We start from the raw sequence: 15,988 nt of genomic DNA on the forward strand, positions 1-15,988 counted from the left end.
AATCTATAGCACAGGTATTCTTAAAGCTTCTAACAGCATAAAGGTTGCTGTTAGCACAATAGATATCTTTAAAACAAATCTGACCCCAGAGAAGTCCTCTTTTTGAGTCCTCAATTTAATTGAAGATAATGTTTTCATAGTAAAAGGTAGTTTAGTGTATACCAAAGCTACCGACTTTCATCTATGATTCCATTCAATCAAAATTTAATCTCTTTAACTAAATCGTCATTATAGAACCCAACTGATGATAAAAACACCATTATGCGCTTTCATGGATTGAATCCACTGTTTTCCTCCCCTCTCTTCAATCGTATTTTTTGACATATGAATTTTATACTCATCGAAGTTTAAATCTGATAATTCTTTATTCTCAATTTTAACCAACCTCTCCTTAAATTTATTGGTTAATCCCATAAACTTAATTTCACAAATCGCACCGTCTTCAACTATTGAAATCTTCACTTTGCCTGAAGTCTCTACATCAGAAATAAGTTCAAAATAAGGCGACAAGACCCTTTTTAATAATTCAACATCCGTTTTTACGGTTGGCATATCAGCAACTTGCTCAAATTCTACCTGATCGTTATTATTTGAACTCGAAATCAAAATTTCACTAATTAATTGAGTCAAGTATACTTCCTTCTGATTCTTATTCGTGTGCCCATGCTTGGACTGATTAAAATAATCTCCCACCAGCGCATTTAACTGCGCTATAGTATTCGTCATGGTACTCCATCCTATTTGTTGCGCAATATTGGTTTGATTTTCTAAAATCTCTTTTTGCCTGTTTAACACTTTTAGATAATCACCTAAGTCTGTTGCAGCATTAAAATAAACCAGATTCTTATCTTGCTTGACCTGATTTGCAGTGTGAATAGCCACTTTTAAACTCTCCTGTAATTTCATTACTTGCGCTACCTTGGTTTTTAAGAGCAAAGCACTTTCTTTCTCCTTATTGATCGCAGTGTTCATTGCACTCTCCGATTTCCGAACTCTAGTCTTCCATTTACCAACTAAAAGTTGAATTTGATGTAAACTACGTCTCAGTGGCTTAATAATCAAAAAATACGCGGAAATCAGCAAAAACAAGTAAACAAAATTTGATATCCCTAACCATTTGTACATCGATAGACTATTGTTCGAATTCATCTCCATCGACCAATTTCTTAATGCTCTTAACCCAGCTATATAAGCTTTGGTTTTTGACTCTAATTGAGATTGAATAACTTCTCTGTTTTCAAGAACCCCTTTGTCGTTATTTAAAATAAGCTCGGTTATTCCCAAATAACTATTGTGAACCCTATGAATCTCCTGAATTTTACTATCGATATCCGACTTATCTATTCCAGATAAATATTCGGATTCAACCAATGCCCCATTCAATACTTTCACTTCTTGAATTCCATCCTTTAAAATTTCAACAGAATGATTCGCAGTCGAACTATCAGCTATAACCAGCAAACAATTATCTGATAATTGCTCTACCTTAGATTCTTGACTTTCTATGGCATTAATAAAACCTAAATGTGTTCCTATATTTTCATAGTTTTTGCGAATAAAAAACAATGAAATCAACAATATCACACTACAAGCCAATAGAATAATCCATGAGATTTTAATAATCTTTGAATTACGTTCTAATTGGATATCCTTATCAGTCATTAGAAATCTTTTAACGGTTTACAGATGTACATAAAACTAATATAATGTTCTTTACATAATCTCATATATTTGGTCCCAGTTTTAATTAAGAAGAGACTGTGTATGGATTTCAATATTTTCACTTCTACCATCAAAAATAGAATCACAAACCTCAACCCTGAAGCACATCAGCTCATGTCTCCTTTTAAAATTAAAAATAGAAATGAACTGCTTCATTCTAACCCAAATCCAAGAATTGGTGGAGTGATGATCATGATTTTCAATAAAAACGAGCAAGCACATTTCGCATTAATCAAAAGACCCGTGTATGAAGGTGTACATTCCGGACAAATTGCATTTCCGGGTGGGTCTCAAGACCCGGAAGATGAAAATATAGAAGCCACAGCGATGCGTGAACTGGAAGAAGAAGTTGGCATTAGTTCTGATCACTTAGAAATTATAGGCCAATTATCTCAAATATATATTCCACCCTCTAAGTTTTTGGTCACACCGGTAGTAGGAATTTTATCAGAAAAACCTCGCTTCAAAAAAGATGATTTTGAGGTAGATGAAATCATAGAAGTTCCTGTCTCTGTATTATTTGATGACCAGATTATCAAACACGGAAATATTCAAACTCCAAGTAATTACAAAATTCAATCTCCTTATTTCGACATCTTTGGACATCAGGTCTGGGGTGCAACTGCTATTATTTTAAGTGAATTTAAATCCATAATGAAATGAGAAGCCTAATATTCATCCTTTCTATTCTATCCATATCTGCTTTTGGGCAAACATTTCAAAACATCAAAATTGATGAAGATAAAAGTCTTCACGGTCCGGAAGAACCTACAATTGCCATTTCTCATGCGGATAGCAATATTATGATGGCTGGAGCAAATATCAACAGATTATATCGAAGCGAAGATGCAGGCTTAACCTGGGAGCCAATTAAAATCAAATCTAAATATGGTATTTGGGGAGATCCGTGTGTGATTCCATTAACCTATGGTGAATTTCTATATTTTCATTTATCCCTTCCTAAAGGAAAGGCATATGTTCATGATAGTTTTTTGGATCGTATTGTATGTCAGCCCTCCAAAAAGAATGGGAAAAAATTCAAAAGAGGGTATTCCATTGGACACAACCCTCCTAAAGATCAAGATAAAGAATGGTCTGTATTGGATTCGGAAAGAAATCGAGTATATACTTCATGGACCCAATTTGACCAATATGGTAGTCAGGATACCACGCATCAAAGCAATATTCTTGCTTCGTATTCTGATGATCTGGGAAAAACATGGTCAACTCCGATGGTACTTAGTTCCTTTTCGGGAAACTGTATTGATGATGATCAAACCACCGAAGGAGCGGTTCCTGCAATTGGGATAAATGGCGAAATGCATGTAGCCTGGGCTTATAATAACGGTATTTATTTCAACACTTATAACCCGGGCCAGTCGGTGACTCAAGAAAAACTCATTGCAAAACAAGTGAAAGGATGGAATCAAAACATTGAAGGTTTAGGTAGAACCAACGGAATGCCTGTAACCGTATCTGATATGAGTCGCAAGTCATTTCATGGAAACCTCTATGTATGCTGGTCAGACCAAAGAAATGGAGAGTTGAATACAGATGTTTTTTTAGTGAAATCAACGGATCAGGGGCAAACCTGGAGTGAACCTTTAAAAGTAAACAATGATCAAACCAATACACATCAATTCTTACCCTGGATGACTATAGATCAGACTACGGGTTACATCTATATCATTTTTTACGATAGAAGAAATTATATAGATAATCAAACAGATGTCTATCTGGCTGTTTCTAAAGATGGAGGGAACTCCTTTACTAATATTAAAGTTAGTGAATCTCCTTTTACCCCAGTTTCACAGGTGTTTTTCGGTGATTACATTAACATTTCTGCACATAGCGGAGTAGTTCGTCCCATTTGGACCAGATATGAAAATGGATTATTGAGTATTTGGACTGCTTTGATTCACGGTCTGTAATTTTTTCAAAATTTCTACATTTTAAATTTTGAATTAAACTTACTTTCGTCAGCTAAATCAATAATTCTAAAATGTCAAGAATATTAACTGGTGTACAAGCCACAGGCACTCCCCATTTGGGTAATGTTTTGGGAGCGATAAATCCAGCTATTCAATTAGCACGGGATCCCAAAAATGAATCGTTACTTTTTATTGCGGATATGCATTCTTTAACCGCAATTAAAGATCCTGAAACCATCAGGAATAACACATACAGTGTTGCTGCGGCCTGGCTTGCCATGGGTTTAGATACAGATTCTACGATATTTTACAGACAAAGTGATATTCCTCAAGTAACTGAGTTGACATGGTATTTAAACTGTGTGGCTCCGTTTCCAATGTTGGCTAATGCCCATTCATTTAAAGATAAATCCGATCGATTGAGTGATGTGAATGCCGGGCTATTTGATTATCCTGTTTTAATGGCTTGTGATATCTTACTATATGATTCAGATATCGTTCCAGTAGGTAAAGACCAAAAGCAGCATTTAGAAATGACACGTGATCTGGCTAATTCCTTTAATCATATTTATGGTGAATCTTTTGTCATACCTAAAGCGCAAATTCAGGAGAATGTGATGTTGGTTCCCGGAACTGATGGACAAAAGATGAGTAAAAGTTATGGAAACTTCATCAACATCTTTGCTCCTAAAAAGGAATTAAAAAAACAGGTAATGGGAATTCTTACCGATAATACTCCTTTAGAGGAGCCTAAAGATCCAGACAGCAGTATTCCATTCCAATTATATAGTCTAATTGCACCACCAGAGAAAATCGAGGAAATGCGTGCCAATTATCTGGCTGGGAATTATGGTTATGGACATGCGAAAAAGGAAATCCTTAATATGATTTTAGAAGTATTTGGAGGAGCACGAGAAAAATATGATCACTTGATGGCGAATCGAGAAATACTAGATGAAGAACTACTTAAAGGAGCGGAAAAAGCTCAAAAAATTGCTGATGATGTATTAAATAGAGTCAGGGAAAAAGTAGGATTCAGAAAAAAATAATCATAAAAAAGCCGGTAAGAATTCTTACCGGCTTTTTTATTTACTTTCCTGTAAAATTAGGTTTTTCTTTATTTAAGAATGCTTGTGTACCTTCTTTAAAATCTTCGGTACCAAATGACTCTCCAAACTTATTGATCTCAACTTCAAAACCATTCACACCATCTCTATGCGCTGCATTAACCGCTTCAATAGCTAAGCCTATAGCTTTTGGAGAATTCTTTGAAATTCTACCCGCAATTTTTTCAGCCATTCCCATCAACTCACTTTGGAAAGTAACATGATTTACCAATCCCCAGTCTTTCGCTTCCTCAGCTTTCATCATTCCTGCAGTCATAATTAACTCAAAGGCTTTTCCTTTACCCACTAATTGCGTTAATCTCTGCGTTCCTCCATATCCTGGAATAACACCTAATGAAACTTCAGGAAGGCCCATCATTGCATTGTCTGAAGCAATTCGAATATGACACGCCATAGCCAACTCCAATCCTCCTCCCAAGCAATAACCATTAATGGCCGCAATTACCGGTGTTTTAAGATTCTCCACTACATTAAAAAGTGTATCATGACCCACACGGCTCAACTCTTCTCCTTCACTTACTGAAAACTCTGCAAATTCTTTAATATCTGCACCAGCAACAAAAGCTTTTTCTCCAATACCAGTCACAATAATCACACGTGTATTATCATCAGATTCGGATGCTTTAAACGCATGACTCAACTCAGAAATTGTTGCTGAATTCAAAGCATTCAATTGCTTAGGTCTGTTTATGGTAATTCTGGTGGTTCCATTTGCACCTTCTACCAATATATTTTCGTATGTCATTTTATTGATTTTTCTAAGCCTCAAAAATAACCAAGTATCAGTCAGTTTTGAATGATAATCTTATCTAAAATTAATCGTAAACGTGGTTCCGATATCCATCTTTGTTTCGAATGCGATATCCGCTCCAAATTCATTAAAAATATTCTTAACCAAAGCTAAACCAAGCCCTGTTCCTCCAGACTTTGTCGTAAAATACGGTTCAAATATTTTTTCTCGCTCCTCTTCAGCTATTCCTTTTCCATTATCTGTAACATCAATATGGATTTTTTCATTCTGACGGTACAACACAACTTGAATCTTACCCATTCTTCCCCCAGGGATCGATTGAATACCATTTTTAATTAAATTACTAATGGCACGAATTAATTGTTTTCGATCCGCATCCACTTCTATGTGATCATTAATCCTATTCTCAAATATTACCTCAACATTAGGTGTACTGCTATATAACTCAACCGCTGAGCTTAAAGTATCCGAAAGGTTTAATGGCTCCAGGACGGTTCTGGGCATTTTAGCAAAATTGGAAAACTCACTTGCAATCCTAGATAGCGTATCGATCTGCTCTAACATTACTCTGGTGAACTTATCTATTCGCTCTTGAATATCATTAGGATTATCCGTTATACTACGTTGTAAATGTTGAATGTTTAATCGCATAGGGGTCAGTGGGTTCTTAATCTCATGAGCTACTTGTCTAGCCATTTCTTTCCATGCCGATTCACGCTCACTTTTCGCTAGTAAGTCCGCACTTTCCTGAAGCTCGTCTACCATTCTGTTGTAATCCTTAACCAACTCACCGATCTCATCATCACTATCCCACTCGATGTGCGGATTCTCACCTGCCAACTGTGTTTGCTTTATTCCTTCAGAAACCGCCTGTAAAGATTTAATGATATAATTAGATAGAAAATAAGCGATCACACTTGCGCCAACAAACAAGAGTAAAAAAACCTGAACCAGCGTATGCAAGAACGCACTCAATTCTTCTTTTGATCTCTTCCCATCCTTATGATAGGGAATGTGAACCACCGCAATAGGTAAATTCTTACTGTTTTCAATCAAAAAGAAAGTCGATAAATAGTTTTGATCCTCCCACTCTTCATCCACAATAACCGGTTCATCCGTATGCGCAACCGAATCAATAATTGCTGATGAAATATTCTCTTGGGCTAAAAAGTCTTTTGTATCATCTAAGATCGTACTATAAACCAAACCTCCATATTCATTGTAAAGATTTAAATCCAAACCATGAATATTCGTCAACTCATCCAACTTCTTATTCAGCTTTAAATCAACTTCATCTATGCTTTCTTCAATCACAAAGTATTTCAAGGCCAACATGATAGATTGCTCTTTTCTTTGAAGTCTGGCCAAATGATACACATCATTTTGATTTTTGAAAAAGTAAATCGTAGATACTCCGGTAATTATTAACGAAATAACTATCAAAGCGATCATCGATAAATAGATTCGTGATCCCAACGAACTTTTTCTAAACCCAAATGTCATCTCAAACGAAAATATTCTTTTACATCGGTCACCACAATTTTAGGACCGTAATTCTATCACATTTTAGAATTTGTTCATGTTTAATGCATATCGTGTCATATGCATTCCATCAACGAAATTTTATACTTTCGCGGCTCAATGTGTAGCACATGAAAAATAAGATTGGAAATTATCAGGAAGAAATCAATAATCTAAAAGCGAAAAGCTTAGATGAAATTGAAGCATTTAGAATTAAATATTTAGGTTCAAAAGGAATTCTAAAATCTCTTTTTGCTGATTTTAAAAATGTGGCACCTGATGAAAAACGTGAATTAGGTCAATTAATCAATGGGCTTAGAGCTTCAGCGATGAGTAAAATCGATGAGCTAAAGGCAGGATTAGATTCCTCTGGAATTGGTGAAAAATTCAATCATATTGATTTTACACGTCCAGGGTTTCCATATGAAACTGGTTCTCGTCATCCGGTTTCTCTCGTGATGAATGAAATTATTCAAATCTTCAATAAAATGGCTTTCTCTGTTGCTGAAGGCCCTGAAGTTGAAGATGACTGGCATAACTTTACTTCTTTGAACTTCCCTGAAGAACACCCTGCAAGAGATATGCAGGATACTTTCTTTGTGGACTTACCGGGTAATTTTGCACTTAGAACGCATACTAGTTCGGTTCAAGCCAGAGTAATGGAAAATCAAAAACCTCCGATTCGAGTTATTGCTCCAGGTAGAGTATACAGAAACGAAGCTATTTCTGCCCGTGCACATTGTATATTCCATCAAATTGAAGGTTTGGTCATTGATGAAAACATCAGTTTTGCGGATCTTAAACTTACGTTATTATACTTTGCTAAAGAGTTCTTTGGAGAAGAAGCAAAAATCCGTTTAAGACCTTCATATTTCCCATTTACGGAGCCAAGTGCTGAAGTAGATGTATACTGGGGATTAAAAACTGAAGCAGATTATAGAATTACAAAAGGAACAGGTTGGCTAGAAATTCTTGGTTGTGGAATGGTTGATCCTAATGTTCTGAAAAATTTTGATATCGATACGGAAAAATACTCAGGTTTTGCATTTGGAATGGGAATCGAAAGAATTGCTATGTTGAAATATCAAGTAGACGATCTCAGATTGTTTTATGAAAACGATGCGAGATTTTTAAAACAGTTTAAAGAAACTTACTAAACAAAAAAGCACTTCAAATGAAGTGCTTTTTTGTTTATTTCAATATTCAATTAAACCTTTTAACCTCGAAAGTGTCTAAGAACTGTTTAGCACAGTTTTTTACTCAAATCAAAGCGTATGAAAAAGGTTCTTATTGTTACTTCTGCTATTATTGGTTCCGTTTTTTTTATCTCCGGAACAATAGATCTAAACAACTTGTTTAATTATGATAGTCAACCCTATCCACAGTATATCACTAAAGACAACACCGTAAACAATCCTATCTCTAATAGTGGGGCCACTTTGGGGCGTGTCCTTTTCTATGATAAAATTTTATCTAGAAATAATACTATAGCCTGCGCCAGCTGCCATCAACAACAATTTGCATTTGGAGATACAGCAACGGCCAGTGTAGGAGTTAATGGAACCACCGGAAGGCATTCTATGCGACTGGTCAACGGTAGGTTTAGTAACGAAGCCCACTTCTTTTGGGATGAAAGAGCTTTAACTTTAGAAGAACAAACCACTTTACCAATTCAAGACCATATAGAAATGGGGTTCAGCGGTACCAATGGGGATCCTGATCTCGATTCACTATTTCGAAAAATTGCATCTCAAACTTATTACAATAAATTGTTTGCATTCACTTATGGCGATACAGTTGTAAATGAAACCAGAATCCAAAATGCGTTAGCACAATTCATTAGAAGTATCCAATCTTTTGATTCAAAATTCGATGCCGGATTAGATGCGGCAAATAATATCAACGATCCTTTTAGCAATTTTTCAAATATGGAAAATGCAGGCAAAAATCTATTCTTAGCCCCTCCTGTATTTGATAATACGGGATCGCGAACTGGTGGTGGAGCAGGTTGTAATGGTTGTCATCAAGCTCCTGAATTTGATATTATTCCGAACACCAGAAACAATGGTGTAATCGGATCTTTTGGTGGAGGTACTGATTTGACCAATACTAAATCTCCTTCGTTAAGAGATATATTTAATACAACCGGTAATTTAAACGGACCTTTAATGCATAATGCAAACTTTTCTACTCTTGAAGCAGTTATCGCACATTATGATAGTATTCCGAATCAACCAGGGAATAATAATCTGGACCCAAAGCTTAGACCAGGAGGAAATCTACAAAGGTTGAACTTAACTACTCAGGAGATGAATCAAATTATTGCTTTTATCAAAACGCTTTCAGGTCAAGAAATATATACTGAGGAAAAATGGTCTAATCCATTTGATGTGAATGGTAACATAGATATCATTGATCTGACCACTTCCATTGCAGAATACCCAACAAACATTCAATTTAACGTTTTTCCGGTTCCATGTAATGATCAGATTACCATCTCTGGCGAGATTAACGGATCACAAATAAGGTTAATTGATTTAAATGGAGGCATAATTCAACAAACACGTAGTTATTCAAATCAGATACAGTTAAATACTTCAAGTCTTTCCGGTGGAATGTTTCTTATACAAATCACTTCCGAAGATGGAGTAATTGAAACAAAAAGGATTCTCAAATTATAAATAAAAAAAGAGATTCTAATTGTTTAGAATCTCTTTAATATTTTCATTTTTAATGTGCTTCTAACCAATTCTCTCCTGTATTGGCATCGACATCCATACGGACTCCAATATCTAATGCTTCTCGCATTAAATCTTTCACTTTTTGAATCAGGTCCTCGGTTTCGTCTGGCGTGGCATCAAATATCAATTCATCATGAATTTGCAAAATCATTTTAGATTTCAAATTCGCATCCTTCATGAATTCCTGAATCTTTATCATCGCTAACTTAATCATATCAGCAGCTGAACCTTGAATAGGCGAATTAATCGCATTTCGCTCCGCAAAGCCTCTTACTACGGCATTCCCGGAATTAATATCTTTCAAATACCTTCTTCTTCCCAAAACCGTTTCCACATACCCATTCTCACGCGCATTTTGAATAGATGCGTCCATGTATTCTTTTATTCCCGGGAACTGCTCAAAATAGCTATCGATAATTTGCTTCGCTTCTTTTCTGGAAATACCCAAGCGTTGAGACAATCCGAAAGCTGAAATTCCATAGATAATACCAAAGTTCACCATCTTCGCATGAGACCTTTGCTCTCTGGTAACCTCTTCGATAGAAATATCATATACTTTAGCCGCTGTGGAAGCATGAATATCCTGTCCACTTTGAAACGCTTCCATCATGTTTTTATCTTTCGATAAGGCCGCTATAATTCTTAATTCTATTTGCGAGTAATCCGCTGCAATCAATGTTCTCCCCTCACTTGGAATAAATGCTTTACGGATTTCCTTACCTCGTTCAGATCGAATTGGAATATTTTGAAGGTTTGGTTTATCCGAACTCAACCTTCCTGTTGCTGCCACAACCTGATTATAACTCGTATGCAAATGCAAAGTCTTTGGATTAACGAGCTCCGGAAGTGGATCTACATATGTATTCTTCAGCTTTACCACTTCCCTATATTCTAGCAATAAATCTACAACGGGGTGCTTTGATCTCAGTTTTTGTAAAACCTCCTCATTTGTTGCATACTGACCTGTCTTGGTCTTCTTAGGTTTTGAAGAAACTTTTAAGTGATCAAATAAAACTTCACCGACCTGTTTTGGTGAGGAAATCAAAAACTTCATGCCCGCTTCTTCATATATCTTAGCTTCGATTTCCGCAATTTCTTTTTCCAGACGCTTCGAATAATCATGTAACAGTTCTGTATCCAGATTCACGCCTTCTTCCTCCATATCACCCAAAACCAAAATCAAAGGCATCTCTACATCTCTAAAGATTTCATATTCTTTACCTTTTTTCAATTTAGGTTCAAATAGTTCCTTAAGTTGTAAAGTAATGTCCGTATCCTCGCAAGCATATTCACAAGCCAAATCTACAGGGACTTCCCGCATAGATTTCTGACTTTTACCTTTCTTTCCAATCAACTCAGTGATCGACATTGGAACATAATTCAACTCATTCTCAGCCAATACATCCATACTTCTTCGATTGTTGTCAGGATGTAATAGATAATGGGCTACCATGGTATCAAACAAAGGCCCAACCACGCGAACACCATATTTCTTCAATACATTAATATCATATTTCAGATTATGGCCAATCTTCTCAAATTTATCACTTTCCAAAATCGTTTTAAACCTGTTAAGAATCTCTTTCGATTCCGCAAACGATTCTCCAAAAGGCACATAATACCCTTCACCCGTTTTTAAACTGAATGCGACTCCTACTAATTCAGCTTCCCATACATTTAATGAAGTTGTTTCAGTATCAAAACAAAAAGTTGATGTCTTACCTAGTTTATTTATTAAATCATCAATCTTTTCTTCAGTGTCACACAGCACATAATTATGTGACGTATTTTCTAAATTTTTGAACTGTGTTTCTTCTTCAATAACATCTTTTGAATCTTCTGTTTGTGCAGCAAATAAGTCCATTTGCTCACCTTCATTTTCTTTTTGAACTTGAATAGATTCCCCTAAAACTCTTTCAGCCAATCTCCTAAACTCAAGTTCAGTAAAAACTTTCTTTAAAGCTTCTTTATTAGGTTCATTCATTTTTGCGTCTTCCACCTGAAACTCATGCGGAACGTCTGTAACGATAGTCGCCAGGTGCTTTGATAAAAATGCCTGATCTTTAAAATTCTTAAAGTTCTCCAGTTGTTTCCCTTTTAGTTGATCCAGATTCTCATAAATACCCTCCATGGAGTCATATAAGCCAATCAACTTCTTGGATGTCTTTTCTCCAACTCCAGGAACACCAGGAATATTATCCACTGCATCGCCCCACAAACCCAAGATATCAATCACTTGTTCCACCCGCTTTACCTCAAACTTTTCACAAACTTCAGGAACACCCCAGATTTCCGCAGGTTTTCCAGATCGACCAGGTTTATACATGAAAATTTGATCGGAAACCAATTGTCCAAAATCCTTATCCGGAGTCATCATGTAAGTTAAAAAACCCATTTGTTCTGCCTCCTTGGCTAAAGTCCCAATCACATCGTCTGCCTCATATCCATTTTGAATCACCACAGGAATATTCATAGCTTGAAGAATCTCAAAAATATAAGGCACAGAAAGCTTAATATCTTCAGGTGTTTCATTTCTATTGGCTTTATATTCACTATAAATTTCCGCCCTTTTTAATTTCGTTGGAGGATCAAATACAACTGCCAAATGTGATGGTTTTTCATTCTTAATGATTTCCAACATAGAATTAACAAAACCAAAAATCGCGGATGTATTCAGTCCTTTTGAATTGATTCTTGGGTTTTTACTAAATGCAAAATACGCTCTAAATATTAATGCATATGCATCTAATAAAAACAGTTTTTTTTCGGTATCCTGAGTTCTCATATTTTAAAATTGGAACCCAAAAATAAACTAATCGTTCGGCTATATTCCTTTAATTTTAATTTGATGTTGAATCCTACAAGTTATCAACATATTAAACTCAATTTTGCAGACTTTTTAAATAAAAGTTCAAATATTTTAAAAATAACATTCATTTTACATAACTATCACAAAACACCATTAAAACATTAACCAACAGTTAATTAAGTTATTTTTTTCATCCCTAAAAATTATTATTTAATCACATAATTGACCATATATCTAAAGCTAGTGATTTTTTATTGAAAAAAGTGTTAATAAATACTACCTTTGCAAAGCACAAATAATTTCGAAATAATGAAGAAACTACTTACTACTGTTTTTGCATTTATTACGATTGTATCTTTTGCTCAAAATGGACCAGGTGGTGTGGGAACCACAGACGGAACTTCAAGTTTGGTTTTATGGTTAAGAGCTGATGATATCAATCAAATTTCCGGGACCAATGTTTCACTTTGGTCAGACGCATCAGGTTATGGAAATGATGCGACCGTATCTTCTCCTAATCAACCCATGTATATGGATGGAGTTATCAATGGTCGACCTACAATAAATTTTGCATCTTTCAATCAGCAATATTTAAGAGTTCCTCATAATCCCGTATTTAATTCAGATTTCGTATCTGTTTTTGTAATTGGTAGAATGAATGCTACCTCTCAGAGCAAAGGAACATTTTTAATCAAAACCACAAATAATAACATGAATGATGGTTTTGGTTTAATCCGTATGAATTCTAAAGAAAAAATCAGATTCTTTTCTGGAAATTATGCAGTAAATCGTGATTCTGAGCATATTCACTATGGAATTTTCGATTTGATGACTGGTAACTTTAGATCAAGTACAAGTAACAATAAGATTGTTGCCATGGTTAACAATGCCGGTAGTTCAACAACAGTTACAGGTACAGGAACTCCCACAAGTAATGATCTTTATATTGGTGCACGTCCGGGAAACTCTGGATTAAAGTCATATCTAGATGGTGATATTTCTGAGGTTGTGGTAATGGCTAATGACCTTCCATCTGTAGATAGAATTTTAATAGCTAACTATCTGGCTGCTAAATACGGTTTTGCCATCTCAAACGATAAATACAGTTACCACTACTCTCATCCAAATGGCGTAATGGGTATTGGTAAATACAAAGATATAACGCATAAAAAGTCTATTTCGGGAGCACTGGAACTTATTGAAAGACCAGCTTCTGAATTGGTTAACGGTAGCTTCATTATGGTAGGTAAAGATGCTAATGGTTTAGATGTCGTTCCTAATACAGGTTCTCTGGAATTTTCAAAAAGATTTGCAGCTACCTGGAGATCTCACGTTAACGGACCTGTTTCTAAAGTGAATTTAAAATTTCACGTTGGAGGTATGGGATTACCAACTGGTGCAGGAGATTATGCCTTGTTAATGGATTTAGATGGTGATGGTGATTTTTCTAATGCGACCGTAATTCCCGCGAATGGTTTTAATAACACTAAACAAACTGTAAACTTTAAAAACGTGCATATGCACACAGGTGCTGTATTTACACTAGCAATGTATAAAATCATTACCTGGGATGGTTTAACTTATGAAAATGGATCTGGACCTGGTGGAGCACCAAACCAATTAGATGGCTCAAAAGATTTATTAGTTTATGGTCCAGGTGCAATTATTTCAAATGATGCGAATGTAAATTCTGTTAAAGTAAATGCATCCATGGATTTAACCATTGATTCTACGGCATGTTTCAAAATTGCTGGGGCTATTCATAACGATGGAGAAATTAAAATCATTGAATCAGGATCATTGATTCAAGAACACGAAGGTGCTGATCAGAATACAGGTTCTGGTAATTACATTCTCAAAAGAACAGGATTAAATTCTAATCATGGTTATAATAACTGGAGTTCTCCGGTGAAATCGCAAGAACTATTTACCGCATTCCCAGATGTTAACCCATGTGATTTACTGACTTTCAGTGGATTCATTCAAAATTGGATTTATGACTTCCCTGCTGGTTACAGTACAACCTGTGCGGGTAACCCAGTGACATTTACAACGAGCAATACATTACCTGATGGTGACAAAATTATGAATCCTGGTAGAGGTTATTTTATTACAGGAAACACTACAAATCCACAAAAAACATTTAGTGGTCAAATAAACAATGGTGATATTTCTATTTTGATCTATTCAACTGAAATTGGTGACAATATCAATTGGGAAGATGATGATTGGAACTTAGTAGGAAACCCATATCCTTCTGCAATTGATCCAGTTGCTTTCTGGATGGAAAATGCGGTAAATAATCAAAGAATTACAGATGCTATTTATTTCTGGGATGATAAAGCAACTCCAGGTGCAGCGTATGATCAATACAATGACTATTCTTCCTGGAATCTAACAGGTGGAATTGCATCTGATAACTCAACTAAAATTATTGATGATCTTCATCACATTGCGTCAGCACAAGGTTTTATGGTATGGGCTGACTCTATTGGTACTGATACAGGAAGTGTTATTGTCGATACACTGAAATTTAACAACAGCATGAGATCTTGTAAAAACTCAAGATTCTTTAAAACTGGTCAGGATAAAAAAGAGTTAAACTGGTTATTGATTGAAACACCATCTGGTCAGAAAAGTAAAACTTTAGTAGGTACTGTACCTGGAGCAACCGATCAAGTTGATAATGGGTATGATGCCAGAAGAGTTTGGTCAAATCCAAATATCGAATTCAGTACCATGGTGAAGAGTGATACTCAAAGCTATGTGATTCAAGGAATAGAGCCATTAAGTATAATGCAATCTAAAAAATACGTACCTCTTAAAATAGCTAGTGATGAAGGTGGGGTTCACACTATTTCCAGAGCTGCGTTTAAGACTGCGGGAGCACCTATTAAGATTTATTTGCACGATAAATTATTAAATCAAATTCATGATTTTGATAATGGAAACTACCAAATAAATCTTAATGCTGGTACTAGATATTTGAATCGTTTTGAATTGATTTTTGAATATGACGGATTAAACAATCAGTCAGGAAGTGGAAAAGATAATGTGACTTCTGTAGAAGACTTAAACAAATTCTTTGAAGTTATTCCTTCTGAAAATGGGTTTATCATTACCTCTAACGATGGCATTTCTGGAACTATTCAAGTTTATGATATCGCAGGTCATTTGGTATACTCTGAAGTTTTAACTACAGAAGTAACCTCTAAAACGATCAATTTATCCAACGCTTCTGGTATTTATATCGTAAAGGTTACTACAATAGATAATGAGTCACAAACTCAAAAGACATTAGTCAACTAAATAATTGAATTTAAATGAGAGAGGTGGCTGCGCCACCTTTTTTTTTGTGATAAACTTTGATTTAATAGTTCTTAATA

10 protein-coding genes are annotated in these 15,988 nt (G+C 35.4%); 6 read left to right on the top strand and 4 right to left on the bottom strand.

Annotated features, from left to right (window positions below; genetic code table 11):
- Positions 1-228: 228 nt before the first annotated feature.
- Complete coding sequence (locus tag KFE94_07770) at positions 229-1,662, bottom strand: hypothetical protein (protein ID UTW68002.1); 1,434 nt, start codon at positions 1,660-1,662, stop codon at positions 229-231.
- A 102-nt stretch (positions 1,663-1,764) separates the two neighbouring features.
- Here KFE94_07770 and KFE94_07775 point away from each other — a divergent pair, with 102 nt between their 5' ends.
- From KFE94_07775 to trpS, 3 genes are all read left to right on the top strand, one after another.
- Entirely contained in the window at positions 1,765-2,385 is a 621-nt protein-coding gene (locus KFE94_07775) for a CoA pyrophosphatase (protein ID UTW68003.1), read from the top strand.
- The gene (locus KFE94_07780) at positions 2,382-3,653 is read left to right on the top strand and encodes an exo-alpha-sialidase (GenBank protein UTW68004.1); all 1,272 of its coding nucleotides are present in this window, start codon (positions 2,382-2,384) and stop codon (positions 3,651-3,653) included. Before KFE94_07775 ends, KFE94_07780 begins: the two co-directional genes overlap by 4 nt.
- 71 nt (positions 3,654-3,724) lie before the next feature.
- A complete protein-coding gene (gene trpS / locus KFE94_07785) occupies positions 3,725-4,702 on the top strand; it encodes a tryptophan--tRNA ligase (GenBank protein ID UTW68005.1) in 978 nt (325 codons plus the stop codon).
- Between the two features lie 40 nt (positions 4,703-4,742).
- Here the strand turns inward: trpS and KFE94_07790 are convergent, their stop codons facing one another.
- Together KFE94_07790 and KFE94_07795 are read right to left on the bottom strand one after the other, a co-directional pair.
- Positions 4,743-5,525 (bottom strand): enoyl-CoA hydratase/isomerase family protein, encoded by a 783-nt coding sequence (locus KFE94_07790; protein ID UTW68006.1) that lies wholly within the window; start codon positions 5,523-5,525, stop codon positions 4,743-4,745.
- A 60-nt stretch (positions 5,526-5,585) separates the two neighbouring features.
- Positions 5,586-6,983 carry a two-component sensor histidine kinase gene (locus KFE94_07795; GenBank protein ID UTW68007.1) on the bottom strand — a complete coding sequence of 466 codons (1,398 nt, stop codon included), beginning with the start codon at positions 6,981-6,983 and terminating at the stop codon, positions 5,586-5,588.
- 200 nt (positions 6,984-7,183) lie between these two features.
- Between KFE94_07795 and pheS the strand changes: the two genes are divergently transcribed.
- Together pheS and KFE94_07805 are read left to right on the top strand one after the other, a co-directional pair.
- Positions 7,184-8,209, top strand: coding sequence for a phenylalanine--tRNA ligase subunit alpha (gene pheS / locus KFE94_07800; protein ID UTW68008.1), 1,026 nt, complete (start codon positions 7,184-7,186; stop codon positions 8,207-8,209).
- Positions 8,210-8,326: 117 nt separating this feature from the next.
- Entirely contained in the window at positions 8,327-9,733 is a 1,407-nt protein-coding gene (locus KFE94_07805) for a T9SS type A sorting domain-containing protein (protein ID UTW68009.1), read from the top strand.
- Between the two features lie 49 nt (positions 9,734-9,782).
- On the opposite strand, the gene polA is transcribed toward KFE94_07805, so the two are convergent.
- Complete coding sequence (polA, locus tag KFE94_07810; protein ID UTW68010.1) at positions 9,783-12,578, bottom strand: DNA polymerase I; 2,796 nt, start codon at positions 12,576-12,578, stop codon at positions 9,783-9,785.
- Positions 12,579-12,911: 333 nt separating this feature from the next.
- On the opposite strand from polA, the gene KFE94_07815 reads away from it, so the two are divergent.
- The gene (locus tag KFE94_07815) at positions 12,912-15,911 is read left to right on the top strand and encodes a T9SS type A sorting domain-containing protein (protein ID UTW68011.1); all 3,000 of its coding nucleotides are present in this window, start codon (positions 12,912-12,914) and stop codon (positions 15,909-15,911) included.
- The last annotated feature ends 77 nt before the right edge of the window (positions 15,912-15,988 follow it).

The sequence above is a fragment of the bacterium SCSIO 12643 genome (assembly GCA_024398135.1).
Taxonomy (GTDB): domain Bacteria; phylum Bacteroidota; class Bacteroidia; order Flavobacteriales_G; family Salibacteraceae; genus CAJXZP01.